The sequence below is a fragment of the Bacillus sp. REN3 genome, assembly GCF_017912555.1.
In the GTDB taxonomy this organism is placed as follows: Bacteria; Bacillota; Bacilli; order Bacillales; family Cytobacillaceae; genus Mesobacillus.
Genome location: NZ_JAERSD010000002.1, coordinates 18392 through 31252, shown reverse-complemented (window position 1 = coordinate 31252; position 12861 = coordinate 18392). Strand labels below are relative to the sequence as shown.

Sequence of the window (12861 nt, the reverse complement as noted above, 5' to 3'; positions counted from 1 at the left end):
GGAATCTACTTCGCGAGGACATTCTTGATGACTTCATTTGTCAGGTTCGGAACAATCTGCAATGAATAATCCATTTCCATCCGTTCGTAGCGTTTATGTGCATCAAAGCCGTATGGGCCGATATTGATGACAGGCACATTGAGTTTGCGGATATCCTGATAATCCACGTAGAACTTTGTCCCCCAGCCTGGATTGTTGCGCGAAGCGGCATCAAGGGCTTCATCATCATCGCTCAGGGCAACGAAGCTCATATCCGAAATATAAGGAAAAAAACTTCGGATGATGATTGGCTCCGGGTATTCCGGCTGGATGGCCTCCACTGCTTCTTCAAGGGCTTCGATCAAAATCCGTTCTTCCTTCGTTCCACCTGAAACTTCGATACGCGGTGAATAGAGGGAAGAGTAGAAAAGGATAATGGCCGGGCTTTGATCCGACATCCATTTCCATGCTTCCTCGACGACCCTTGCCGCATACATCCTTATATCAAGGCTGGCATCAAGTAAAAGTGTTTCCTTGAAGGAAGCCATATACGATGTATACTCGGACCCGTGAATGTTCATTAGCTCCTTTTCCATTTCTTCATAGGTCATGACCCTAGGTTTCCAGGCCAAATCCCTGCAAGGCTCCGAAATGATCTTACAGAAACGGCTGTAGCGATCCTCATACAGCTTCAATGCCTGGTCAAAGGCAATGCGCGCTTGTTCCTTCAATTTTTCAAGCACGTCTTTTGGCGACCACGAATGGATAAAAAAGTTGTAGTACACATAAGCAGCCAAAGCGGTCTGGACCGTATAATACGGCTTAAGGTCCATCTGCTTGAGGGAAACTGGCGGGATCGTGATTTCGCCAAGTGCTTCATTGCAAAGGTCTGGGTTGTAGTCAATCTGCCTGGTCAGCTCGGCAGCGATCAAGTTTGGGTCCAGTCCCTCGAATGCGGCGCCGACATGGGTCTCAGCTCCCGTTATGAAAAAAGAAGGGAGAAGTTTTCCGACGGTTCCTTTGTATATATAGCGGTTCCGGTCCCCTTCAAAACGAGGGGAAACAAAATCGCTGTTAATCGCGGCCACGTACTCAAAACCGTGCTCGTCACCCCATGCATTCAAATCCTTGAGTGCAGATAGGATGCCCGTTGAACTGTCCTCCTCATCACATTCTGATAAAAAGACAAGGTTGCCTTCCAGTTCTTCCGGATGCTCTGAATAATACTTCAGTAAATATAGGTTGCTTGCTACACCACTCTTCATATCAAGCACGCCGCGGCCGAACATCCACCCGCCTGATTCAGCATGTTTTCTCACAAGGGGAGGAAGAGTTTCTTTTTTCAGTTCGGACATCAATTCATCCGGATTGAAAGCCTTGGGGGCAAGTTGGGTGAAATCATCGATGCCGACTGTATCGAAATGGCCCATGAGAATGACTGTCCTATTGCTGTTTCCTTTTGTCCCTTTGACAAAAGCGAGGACATTGTACCGCTCCGTGCCATCATTGCAGGTCTGGGGTTTGATAACATGTGATGGGTTCTGGATAAAGTATGGAAACGATGAAATCATCGTATACAGAACCTGTGCAATTTCTGTCTCTCCATTTGTATTCACAATGCTCCCGATATTCACAAGCTGTTTTGTGTAAAATAACACTTCATCTCGGCAGTCAAGCATTCAGAGCATCCCCTTCCTCTATCATCAGAAAGTTTTTTATTATCAAACTACATCAAATTTTACAAAAAAACAATTCCCTATTTGGAATATTATCTGTAAAAATTTTGTTTTTTTAAAAAAGGCTGTTTTTGAAAACTTTGTTGTTTTTTAATAAATCGTTGATATCCACTCCAGGTTGCGCGCTTTCTGCGGGGGGGTGAGGTGAGACTTAAAGCGACTGCGGGGTCTCAACTTTCACGCTGATCCAGCTGGAGTCTTGCACCCTCCGTTCCAATCCATCTTTTCGAACGATTCGTATCTCTTAAAATTTATTCAGTAAACAACAACCTTTTAGAAAACAGCGTTAAAGTGAAAAAAGGGATGGATTCCGTACAGAAGCAACAAATTTGCGTGATTCCTCATTGGCCGCTTGCTTCCAGTTTGGCCCCATGGATCTTTGCAGTAAGTGATAAGCCTTCCTGAACATGAGAAAGATAAAAGGGGTGGCCAAGGCTTTTCGCCGTTGCACTATGGTTTGGATGTCCATTGCCAGGCTGAGGATTCGATCTGTTTGAGCGGCACTTCATTGAATTCAACGTGTAGTTTCCCCTACAAGATTGTTCAGTTATTCACAATCTCTTCATAATGTAATGAATCTTTTGTGTCATTCTACTTCAGGGGGAGAAAATTCTTCCGGAATATAGGAAAATATAAGTGTAGATTAAAGGAGGGAAAGAACATGCCAAAAGAAATGTTCAAAGCCACAGCAGTGCTGCAGGAAGGAGTAAAAGTGGATGTGTCCGCGAGGAACTTCCATATTACGATCGATGAACCGCCAGCTTTGGGGGGAACCGATGCCGGAATGAATCCGGTCGAAATGGTACTGGGAGCTTTAGGCGCATGCCAATCCATAGTCGCTCGTGTATATAGCCGTAAATTCAATGTCCAGCTTGATGATTTCAGAGTTGAACTGGAAGGTGACCTTGATACAGACGGATTCATGCACAAATCAGATGTGCGCAGAGGCTACTCTGATATTCGTTATACGTATTATATAAAATCTCCATCACCAAAAGAGAACATCATGAAGCTCGTTGATTTTATTGCGGAAACTTGCCCTGTGGATGACACCATCTCAAATCCAGTCAATGTTGTCCGCAAAGATGTTGTAGTTGAAATGACCCAGGAACAGGCTTAAGCCTGTTCCGTTTTTTATGACTGACATGATCTTACAGGCGCCGCCACAATGTAAGCCAGCTTTATACTGAAGGGGAACCTGCTTGCATTTTTTTCCATAGGTTCACGGTCCTATTCCCTTTTTATCCATTGTGTGTTATTATTTTGTGATCCGAAATAACATATTCAAAATCTTCTGTTCCAGAAGGTTTTTTCTTATGGATAAAAATAAAATCGAAGGGAGATAACATGTCACAGACAAACAAAGAACCTTTATGGACCACTTCATTCATAAAGCTGATGGTGGGGAATCTTTTCGTTTTCATGTCGTTCCAGATGCTGATTCCCACACTGCCTCCATATATAAAATCAATCGGCGCAAACGGTATGGAAATCGGCCTTGTTACGGCTTTGTTTTCAATTGGCGCAGTTTTAAGCAGGCCGTTCATCGGATTCCTGCTTGAATACAAAGCGCGGAAGCCACTCGTGCTGATTGGGGCCGTGATGCTGCTGCTGATCACCTTGCTGTACCCAGTTTCGCAAGTCGTTGTCGTTTTCCTCGGTTTCCGCCTGCTCCATGGGCTTGCCTGGGGCTGGTCGACTACAGTGAATGGAACCGCAGCAGTGGACGTCGTCCCAAACTCCCGCTTAGGTGAGGGAATGGGCTATTACGGACTGTCGATCACCATTGGAATGATTATCGCACCAAGCCTTGGGATATTCCTGTTCCAGACAACCTCATTCGAAAATCTCATCTATATATCAGGGGCGCTAGGTGTCATTGCGCTCGTGCTGCTTTCGACCGTCCGGTATCAGACACCTGAAACTGTTTTGCAGTCAAAAAGGGAGGACATGAAGTTCTCCTACGTCGGTTCACTCGTCGATAAGGCCGGGTGGTTCCCGTCCATGATTACCTTTTTGCTTAACCTTGGTTACGGAACAATTGTTACCTTCATCGTCATTTTCGGAGAAGAACGGGGTATCGATCAGATTTTCCTGTTCTATCTTCTCAATGCTGTCATGGCGTCGTTATCACGTCCAGTAGCGGGAAAGTGGTTTGACCAAAGAGGGCCAAGAGGTCTGGTCATCTTGACAATCATGGTTACATTTGCTGGCATGTGGGTGCTGTCCTTTGCGTATTCTGGCATGATGATTGCGCTTGCTGGTGTCCTATTCGGGATTGGCTTCGGTTCCTTGATCCCTACACTCCAGTCGTGGACACTTTCGAGGACTGCACCGAATCGGAGGGGTGTAGCAAATGGGATGTTCTTCTCATCCATCGACCTTGGGATAGGGGTAAGCGGCTTGATTTTCGGCATTCTTGCCCAGTACGTTGCCATTGGCTCGCTATTTCAAATTTCCAGCGTGTTCATGGTCGCGGCATTGATCCTTACGATCCTCGAAGGGCGGCGTCCAAAAGGTGCCTCCCATGCAAAAGAGGCCCTCTCTTTGGAGTAATGATGATAGCCATTCCGTTTTAGCAGCCGGAATGGCTGTTTTTATCATATGGCCCTCCTATCCGCCAATTCCAAACAATCCGGGCCAGCACATCTTCCAACCTGCCTCGCCGAGCCATACTATACGGATGGGGCTTCCTTATTGATGGTTGCCTATTTTTGCTCCTATGGATTAAACTGATAAAGAATTAAACAGGATTTGGAATAGGTAAGTGAGGTCAAATATGGATAATAAAGATCAAACATTTCAGGTTATGCAGACATGCCTGCTCGCTGGTAAAATCATGCTCCAAAGCGGGGCGGAGACATACAGGGTCGAGGATACGATGTCCAGGATGGCATCTGCATTCGGGATCGGCCTGACAGATAGTTATGTCACGCCTACCGGCATCATTTTTTCAGTCGAAGGAATAGGACCTGAGCGGACAAAGCTCGTCCGCGTATCCGACCGGACGACAGATCTGCGTAAAGTAGCGATGGTCAATAGCATTTCCCGGAAAATCACCAGCCATGAAATCGATGTTGAAGAAGCTTTCCGGCAATTGTTAGAGCTGGAGAAAGCCAATCTCACCTACTCATTTTATTTACAGCTTGCCGCAGCGGCGATTGCAAGCGGCTGCTTTACCATCATGTTCAGGGGAAGCTGGCTGGATTTCCTGCCATCGATGGCGGCTGGAGGGGCCGGCTATTTCTTCGTAGTCTATTTCCATCGGATTGTCCCGGTGAAATTTTTTGCGGAATTCCTATCCTCCTTCTTTATCGGAATGATATCGTTTATTTTTGTAAAATCAGGGCTTGGACAGGAACTTGACAAAATCATTATCGGTTCCGTGATGCCTCTGGTCCCAGGACTATTGATCACAAACGCAGTCAGGGATTTGATGGCTGGCCATCTTGTTTCCGGGTTGTCCAAAGGGGCAGAAGCCTTGCTGACGGCATTCGCCATCGGATCTGGGATTGCCGCAATCTTATCTTTTTTATAAACAGGAGAATGCAGGATGATGTATATTGAACAGTTAATAACAAGCTTCATCGCTTCTGCGGCATTTGGCATCATTTTCAATGCCCCTAAGGAATCATTGATCAAGTGCGGTTTATCTGGAATGATTGGCTGGATTGCGTACTTCGCTCTTGATTACAATGGATTTGGCACAATCTTTGCGACTTTAATCGCCTCCTTCCTGATTGCTGTGGTCAGCCAGATATTCGCAAAAGCCTACCGTACGCCAATCATAATCTTCAGTGTGGCAGGAATTATCCCGCTCGTACCAGGTGGCCTTTCCTATGATGCGATGCGCAACTTCGTGGAAAATGATTATGGAACAGCGGTTGCCTTAGCTGCGAAAGCATCGATGATATCAGGGGCAATTGCAGTCGGGCTTGTTTTTTCTGAGGTGATCAACCAGGTGATCCGCCGATCCACCTTCGGCCCGACTAAATGATCGATCCCTTTTTCGTTTGAACCTTTTTGGGGAAATTTGAATGGACAGTATGAGGATTCTGGTTCAGAAACAATGAAAGCGGCCTCCTTGCCGCAGCATCGCAAAAAGTGAAGCCCGAATCCATTTAAATGGATTCGGGTTTGTTTTTTTTCTTTTTCCTCCAGCGTTCTAAACTCCGCAATAACAAGAGCAGCTCCAACTACAAAATCACTTCCGTTTAGGGCAATTCTTATTTCATAGGACAGGAAATGGGGATTAATACCGGCCCCAAAACTTTCCCCTCCTAAATTTACAGGACCTGAATGACTTTTTGACAAATTTGTTAGGCGTTGTTGTCTAGATAAGCACCTTCAATATAGTTTTTTAATCAGGTGTGACGGACTTCACATATCTTTTATTCGTCGTATCTTAAGATTTAGTTACATAAGGTACATCTTGGAGATCAGTCTTGGAAACATTGTTAAATCAAGTTTTCACTATTCACAAATTGTTTACATTTTCATCCTTTTATTACTGTTTTTACATGATAAGATAACTTTCGAAATCGGAAAACGATTCTCAGGGAGGTAGCAAAGTTGTACAAATTCGAAAAATCCTTTTATTCAAAAACAAGCATGTATTCCTTTGTTGTTGTTCTTATATTATTTTTCTCAATGTGGGTTTCCACAAGCAAATTTGTCCATATCGATATGGCGCTATTAGGCTATGCGATTTCGTCGGCAATCTTCGCGATCGGCTTGACGATCAGGATGAGCTTCTGGCTTTACCGCAAGGCGACGAACCGGGTAGCTACGCGCAGTGTCGGCAATCTATTCAATAAGGAAAGAATGCAACGAAATGCGAAAGCAATTTTTAAAACATTGGTCGATAATATCGTGCTGCAGAAATTCATTTTCCATCGCGGTCTGTACCGGGGAATCCAGCACTTGATGATATCTTGGGGCTGCATCATTTCCTTCGCCATCACATTCGGACTGACATTCGGCTGGATGCGCTTTGACCTGATCGATCCTGAAACGTATCAGATTGTGGTCTTCAATGTCCCGACGATGAAAATGGCAGCACACGGCTTTTTCGCAGAGCTTGTCTATAATGGCCTGAATTACGGCGCAATCATGGTGCTCATCGGAGTATCGATGGCCCTTTACCGACGGATCACTAATTACGATGTAAAAGTGACCCAGCGTTTCGAATTCGATATCCTGCCACTGCTGATCCTGATGGCAGTCACTGTAACAGGCTTGATCCTTACGATCATGTATACATTCCTTGATGGCTGGATGCACCACTACATGTCCCTTGTCCACCAGGTCACAGTCATCATCATGCTTGTCTACTTCCCGTTCGGGAAATTGTTCCATGTGCCGATCAGGCCGCTGGCAACAGCTGTACCAATGAGTTATCAAGAGGTGGTAAAAGTGGATACGAAAACATGCAAAGGCTGCGGACAGCCGTATAGCAATGATGACCAAATCGCGGACGTCCAGGCAATCCTGAAAAGCCAGGGAATGGATCTCCAGATGGCAGACGGATCGTACCTCTCAGATTACTGCACCGGATGCCGCCGAAGGATGAGGGCGATGAAACAGATGAATCTTGAAGCGCCAAAAGGAAACCCATACGGACCGATCAACACAAATAACGGAATCCACCTATCAGGCTTCAGCAAAAAGCGTTCAGAAGAATTTTACGGACTTGACCAGGAATTGAAGGAGGACACCAAAAATGAGCCAGTTTCTCGTTAAAGAAGGCGTGAAAAACCAAATCCGCAAAGGCGAAAAGTTAGTGACAACACACTGCTGCTACTGTGGGATGCAGTGCGGCATGCACATCCGCGTCGATGAAAAAAGCAATAAAGTTGTCGGTGTGGAACCACGTTATGACTGGGTGCTGACAAGAGGGAAAATGTGCCCTAAAGGGGTAACCGCCTATCAGACAATCGACCACCCGGACCGGATCAAACGGCCTCTGATCAAAAAGAATGGCAAGTTTGTCGAATCCTCCTGGGAAGAAGCGCTTGATCTGATCGAAAGAAAATATAAAGAAATCCAGGGAACATACGGTAAGGATGCACTAGCGGTATATGGCGGCGTATCGATGACGAATGAAAAGTGCTATCTTGTCGGGAAGTATGCGCGTGTCGGCCTAGGAACCCGCTACATTGACTATAACGGCCGCTATTGCATGAGTTCTGCAGCAGGCGGCTTCAATAAGACGCTTGGAATTGACCGCGGATCATCACTTCCATGGACTGAGCTCGAGCACAGTGACTGCTTTTTCATGGCTGGGTCAAACACGGCAGAATGCCACCCTACTAGTATTCAATGGTTCTGGAAAGCAAAGGACAAAGGGGCAAAGTTCATCGTGGCCGATCCGCGTGAAACAGCAACAGCGAGAGTTGCAGATGTTCACCTTGACCTGCTTCCAGGGACAGATGCAGCATTGGCCAACGGAATTATGCACCTGTTGATCAAGCATGATTACGTCGATCATGAGTACGTCAAGGAGCGCTGCAATAATTTTGAAGAATTAAGGGAAATGACGGCGAAATTCACGCCTGAGTATACATCTGGTATTACTGGGGTTGCTGTTGAGAAAATCATTAAAGCGGCACATATTTTTGGTAAATCACCCCGCTCAGTTGTTATGTTCGCACGTGGTGCAGAGCAGCAGACTGCAGGTGTTGATAACGTAAGCCTCTACACATCTATGGCTCTTTTAAGAGGACAAATCGGCAAGTTCGCTTCTGGTGTTGCGACTTTTACTGGACAGGGAAACGGCCAGGGCGGACGCGAGCATGGGCAAAAATCAGATTTGCTGCCAGGATACCGTAAGCTGACAGATCCAAAAGCTGTAGAGTACATTTCAGGAGTATGGGGCATCCAACCTGAAGATATGCCTCAGCCAGGTGTTTCTGCGTATGAAATGTTCAACTTGATGGAAGCCAAGACGATTCGTGGTTTGCATGTTATCTGCTCGAATCCGGTAGTGTCATCACCGAATATCAATTACGTTCAAAAACAACTTGAAAACCTCGATTTCTTAGTCGTAAATGATTTCTTCCTTTCTGAAACAGCTGAACTTGCAGACGTGGTCCTTCCAGCAACAACATGGGCTGAGGACGAAGGAACGACTACAAATACGGAAGGCCGGATAATCCACATACGTAAAGTAGTTGAGCCGATAGGTGAATCAAAACCAGACTGGGAGATTATGAGTCTTATTGCTGATCGCCTGGGCAAAGGCCAGCACTTCCAATATAATGAACCAAAAGAAATTTTTGATGAGCTTCGCCTCGCATCAAAGGGAGGCAAGGCTGATTACTATGGTGTCACATACGAAAAAATCGATGAGCAAGACGGTGTCTTTTGGCCAGCACCAGCTATGGACCACCAGGGAACACCTTCTATGTTCAAAGAAAGATTCGCCACTGAAGATGGCAAGGCGAATCTTGCGGTTTGTGACTACAGAGGACCTGCGGAAGTGAAAACAACGGAATATCCGCTATGGCTTACAACTGGCCGTGTTGTATTCCACTACCTTTCCGGGAACCAGACAAGACGCGTCGACTTTCTGAAAGAGCAATGCCCGGAGCCATTCGTGGAAATGCATCCAGAACTGGCAAGTGCCTACCAGATTGAAAATGGTGAAAGAGTAAAACTGACAACACCGCGAGGCGACATGATCGCACCGGTTAAAATAACAAAGGCGATCCGCAAAGATACAATGTTCGTCCCATACCACTGGGGCAAAAAGCTTGCAGTTAACCAATTGACAAGCCCGGCGCTGGATCCTATCTCACGGATGCCTGAATTTAAAGTCTGTGCTGTGAAGCTTGCAAAAATGATATAAAAATTCACTAAGTGTGAAAAGTGAAAGATGTCCAGCTACCGCATCCCGCCCCTCTTGTCATAAGCCATCTCCTATCGGAAACCAGGATTTCCGACAGGAGCGCTTTATGCTTGTAGGCGGGCCGGTCAGGGCGCTTCCGCTTTTCGATTAGGAGGAACGGCGATTATGAATAAAATCATGTATCTTGAATTTGAACGCTGCATTGGATGCCGTGCCTGCCAGGCAGCCTGCCGTGAGTGCGGGGACCATGATGCAAAGGAAAGGAACTATGTTGAATATGTAGATTTTACTGAATCCCGCCAGACATTCCCGATGCTGTGCATGCAATGCAAAGACCCTGCATGCGCTCGGGTTTGCCCGGCAAATGCCATCCAGATCACGGATGAGGGCGTCGTCTTGTCCGCGATGGAAGAGAAATGCATCGGCTGCCGTAACTGTACATTCGGCTGCCCATTCGGGATTCCTAAGTTCGACTTTGAAAAGAACAAGATGTACAAATGCGATATGTGCTATGACAGGACGCGCCATGATATCGCGCCAATGTGTGCTTCTGTCTGCCCGAGCGATGCGATCCGCTTCATCGATTTCGATGAAATGCAGCAGCTGAGAAGAAGACGAACACAGATGAACCTGGTAGAAGGCAAGAAGCCACAAGAGGGAAATAAGTGGGATTACGTTCCTGAATTCTTCGGCGTCTATACTGATTCACAATCATAGCATGACGTTAAGCAAACAATAGATCAAGAGGAGCCGGTCCACAAGCGAGCGCTAAGTTCATTAGGGCCGGCTCTTTTTTCGCCGGAAATGGTTACTGGGGAAATTGTGGGTAAAGTATACTTATAAAATTGGGTAAGACATTGCGCGACCGGATAAGATTTTAATAGAAAGGGTGAGGCAAGATGTTAAAAGGGAATGTCCTTGCCGTTACAAGCGGAAAAGGGGGCGTAGGGAAATCTTCCTTATCGGTCAACCTGGCATTGGCTCTTAGCAAATTGGGGAAATCAGCCGCCATCATCGATCTCGATATCTATGGTTTCAGTGTACCGAAAATCCTGAACATCGATTCCAGGCCGAAGACATTCAACGGGAAGATTATTCCGGTTGAGGCAAATGGAATTAAAATCATGTCGATGGGATTCCTTGTGAAGGATAACGAGCCAATCGTCTGGCGCGGTCCGATGCTCGGCAAGATGATCCAGCATTTCACTGAGGATGTTATGTGGGGTGAAATGGATTATTTCATCCTCGATATGCCGCCGGGAACGGGCGATGTCGCTCTGGACATGCATCTGATGATTCCGCAGAGCAAAGAAATCGTCGTGACTACTCCGCACAAAGCGGCTTCATTTGTTGCAGAACGAGCTGGAGCGATGGCCATCAAGAGCAAGCATGATGTAATTGGCGTGGTAGAGAACATGTCCTTCTTCCAGCCCGAAAACAGCGAAGAAAAGTATTTTATCTTCGGCAAGGGCGGAGGAGAGGAGCTGGCCCATCAACTCGGAACGGAACTGCTGGCGCAACTGCCGATCCAGGAAGCGGATGAAAACAGCGAAACGCCTGCGATTGCCACGGAGGATAGCCCTCTGTTCAAAGAATACTTGTCCCTGGCGGAAAAAATAGATAAGAAATTCAATTAATGGCGCCTCTCCGTTAAACGGCGAGAAAGCCAAAAAAGTGTCCGGACGTAAAGGGAGACACAAGGAGCAGGAGGAATTGGCGATGAGTGATGAGAAGAAACAGCCGCATCATGAAGATGACAAAGACATGATCAAGCTGATCGAGAACCTGAATAGGAAAGATGATGTCAATTTAAATAGACGGGCTTTTTTAAAAGCTTCATTCGGGGCGACCGTCGCGATAGGTCTTGCAACAACGCCATTTGGCATTTTTTCATACCTTCGCGATGAGAATGGTGAAGTGAAGAGAGTGGAAATCACGGATGTAACTGACCTGGAAATTGGAGAGTCCAGGAACTTCAATTATCCGACCAAAGATGAACCTGCCATTCTGGTAAGGACACCAGAGGATAAGTTCGTTGCCTACAATAATAAATGTACACACCTGCAATGCCCGGTATTTTATGAGCATAAAGAAAATGTATTATTATGCCCTTGCCACAAAGGCTATTTCAATGTAGACAGCGGCCAGCCGATGGCGGGACCGCCGCAGCGTGAGCTTCCGAAAATCCTGCTGGAAATCAAGGAAGGCAAAATATTCGCAGTAGGGAGGGAAGTAAGACATGGGTAAAAAAAGAGCAGCATTCCTCTCCATCTTCCTGTTCCTTGCCGTCAATGTCATTGCCCTTGCAAATGCAATCGAAGGCTATTATGGATATGAGGATGGCCGGGTATACGGGGCCGTAGCCGTGGCCCTTCTTTCAACCACTCTGGCTGTGGTCGCCTTCTTCATCTGGAAAAAAGCTGAATATAAAAAGCACTGAAAAAGCAGCGGATGCTGCTTTTTTATGTTGCTTGAATTTTTTTAAGATGTGATGCCGGAAGTAAATGGACGAATGCTTGAATTTTTTTAAGATGTGATGCCGGAAGTAAATGGACGAATGCTTGAATGTTCAGGATTCTAAGGTTGGTACAAGAAGGAAAATTACGAGTCACAGGTCCGTTCCCAAAGCGGGTGCGGTAAAGGGTGGAGGGGAACGGAATTCGCTGGATCGTGCCCAAACGGATGTCCGAGAGAGCGAAAAGGTAACGCAAGGGGTCTTCTCGTGACCAAACGGGTTCCCAAGAGAGCGAAAAGGTAACGCAAGGGGTCTTCTCGTGACCAAACGGGTTCCCAAGAGAGCCGAAAGGTAACGCAAGAGCGTCTCTCGCGCCCAAACGGGCTCCCGGAAGAGCGGAAAGGTAACGCAAGAGCGTCTCTCGCGCCCAAACGGGTTCCAAAGAGAGCCGAAAGGTAACGTAAGAGCGTCTCTCGTGACCAAACGGGTTCCCGAGAGAGCGAAAAGGTAACGCAAGGGGTCTTCTCGTGACCAAACGGGCTCCCGGAAGAGCGGAAAGGTAACGCAAGGGGTCTTCTCGTGACCAAACGGGTTCCCGGAAGAGCGAAAAGGTAACGCAAGAGCGTCTCTCGTGACCAAACGGGCTCCCGGAAGAGCGAAAAGGTAACGCAAGGGGTCTTCTCGTGACCAAACGGGCTCCCGGAAGAGCGGAAAGGTAACGCAAGAGCGTCTCTCGCGCCCAAACGGGTTCCCAAGAGAGCCGAAAGGTAACGTAAGAGCGTCTCTCGTGACCAAACGGGCTCCCGGAAGAGCGAAAAGGTAACGCAAGGGGTCTTCTCGAT

11 protein-coding genes are annotated in these 12861 nt (G+C 46.8%); 10 read left to right on the top strand and 1 reads right to left on the bottom strand.

The genetic code is table 11. The features are described from left to right. Positions 1 to 5: 5 nt before the first annotated feature. Complete coding sequence (locus JJQ88_RS01650) at positions 6 to 1658, bottom strand: M20/M25/M40 family metallo-hydrolase (protein WP_210364001.1); 1653 nt, start codon at positions 1656 to 1658, stop codon at positions 6 to 8. A gap of 718 nt (positions 1659 to 2376) precedes the next feature. Between JJQ88_RS01650 and JJQ88_RS01645 the strand changes: the two genes are divergently transcribed. The 10 genes from JJQ88_RS01645 (at position 2377) to JJQ88_RS01600 (ending at position 12004) form a co-directional block, all read left to right on the top strand. Further along, the gene (locus JJQ88_RS01645) at positions 2377 to 2835 is read left to right on the top strand and encodes an OsmC family protein (protein ID WP_210364000.1); all 459 of its coding nucleotides are present in this window, start codon (positions 2377 to 2379) and stop codon (positions 2833 to 2835) included. A gap of 227 nt (positions 2836 to 3062) precedes the next feature. Next, entirely contained in the window at positions 3063 to 4271 is a 1209-nt protein-coding gene (locus JJQ88_RS01640) for an MFS transporter (RefSeq protein WP_210363999.1), read from the top strand. A 223-nt stretch (positions 4272 to 4494) separates the two neighbouring features. Continuing rightward, complete coding sequence (locus JJQ88_RS01635; protein WP_210363998.1) at positions 4495 to 5253, top strand: threonine/serine exporter family protein; 759 nt, start codon at positions 4495 to 4497, stop codon at positions 5251 to 5253. Between the two features lie 15 nt (positions 5254 to 5268). Next, the gene (locus JJQ88_RS01630; RefSeq protein WP_210363997.1) at positions 5269 to 5712 is read left to right on the top strand and encodes a threonine/serine exporter family protein; all 444 of its coding nucleotides are present in this window, start codon (positions 5269 to 5271) and stop codon (positions 5710 to 5712) included. 575 nt (positions 5713 to 6287) lie between these two features. Beyond that, complete coding sequence (locus JJQ88_RS01625; RefSeq protein ID WP_246860871.1) at positions 6288 to 7457, top strand: respiratory nitrate reductase subunit gamma; 1170 nt, start codon at positions 6288 to 6290, stop codon at positions 7455 to 7457. Then, a complete protein-coding gene (gene fdhF / locus JJQ88_RS01620; protein WP_210363996.1) occupies positions 7438 to 9564 on the top strand; it encodes a formate dehydrogenase subunit alpha in 2127 nt (708 codons plus the stop codon). The genes JJQ88_RS01625 and fdhF overlap by 20 nt, the downstream gene beginning before the upstream one ends. A gap of 165 nt (positions 9565 to 9729) precedes the next feature. Next, the gene (locus tag JJQ88_RS01615) at positions 9730 to 10281 is read left to right on the top strand and encodes a 4Fe-4S dicluster domain-containing protein (RefSeq protein WP_210363995.1); all 552 of its coding nucleotides are present in this window, start codon (positions 9730 to 9732) and stop codon (positions 10279 to 10281) included. A 182-nt stretch (positions 10282 to 10463) separates the two neighbouring features. Further along, positions 10464 to 11201 carry an Mrp/NBP35 family ATP-binding protein gene (locus tag JJQ88_RS01610; protein WP_210363994.1) on the top strand — a complete coding sequence of 246 codons (738 nt, stop codon included), beginning with the start codon at positions 10464 to 10466 and terminating at the stop codon, positions 11199 to 11201. An 82-nt stretch (positions 11202 to 11283) separates the two neighbouring features. Continuing rightward, on the top strand, positions 11284 to 11811 hold the full coding sequence (locus JJQ88_RS01605) for a QcrA and Rieske domain-containing protein (RefSeq protein ID WP_210363993.1): 528 nt from the start codon (positions 11284 to 11286) through the stop codon (positions 11809 to 11811). Further along, entirely contained in the window at positions 11804 to 12004 is a 201-nt protein-coding gene (locus JJQ88_RS01600) for a hypothetical protein (protein ID WP_210363992.1), read from the top strand. Before JJQ88_RS01605 ends, JJQ88_RS01600 begins: the two co-directional genes overlap by 8 nt. Positions 12005 to 12861 lie beyond the last annotated feature (857 nt).

Excerpts from the sequence above, each read along its gene's own strand:
- JJQ88_RS01650 (WP_210364001.1), bottom strand. The coding sequence starts at position 1,658 with ATGCTTGACTGCCGAGATGAAGTGTTATTTTACACAAAACAGCTTGTG.
- JJQ88_RS01645 (WP_210364000.1), top strand. The coding sequence starts at position 2,377 with ATGCCAAAAGAAATGTTCAAAGCCACAGCAGTGCTGCAGGAAGGAGTA.
- JJQ88_RS01640 (WP_210363999.1), top strand. The coding sequence starts at position 3,063 with ATGTCACAGACAAACAAAGAACCTTTATGGACCACTTCATTCATAAAG.
- JJQ88_RS01635 (WP_210363998.1), top strand. The coding sequence starts at position 4,495 with ATGGATAATAAAGATCAAACATTTCAGGTTATGCAGACATGCCTGCTC.
- JJQ88_RS01630 (WP_210363997.1), top strand. The coding sequence starts at position 5,269 with ATGATGTATATTGAACAGTTAATAACAAGCTTCATCGCTTCTGCGGCA.
- fdhF (WP_210363996.1), top strand. The coding sequence starts at position 7,438 with ATGAGCCAGTTTCTCGTTAAAGAAGGCGTGAAAAACCAAATCCGCAAA.
- JJQ88_RS01615 (WP_210363995.1), top strand. The coding sequence starts at position 9,730 with ATGAATAAAATCATGTATCTTGAATTTGAACGCTGCATTGGATGCCGT.
- JJQ88_RS01610 (WP_210363994.1), top strand. The coding sequence starts at position 10,464 with ATGTTAAAAGGGAATGTCCTTGCCGTTACAAGCGGAAAAGGGGGCGTA.
- JJQ88_RS01605 (WP_210363993.1), top strand. The coding sequence starts at position 11,284 with ATGAGTGATGAGAAGAAACAGCCGCATCATGAAGATGACAAAGACATG.
- JJQ88_RS01600 (WP_210363992.1), top strand. The coding sequence starts at position 11,804 with ATGGGTAAAAAAAGAGCAGCATTCCTCTCCATCTTCCTGTTCCTTGCC.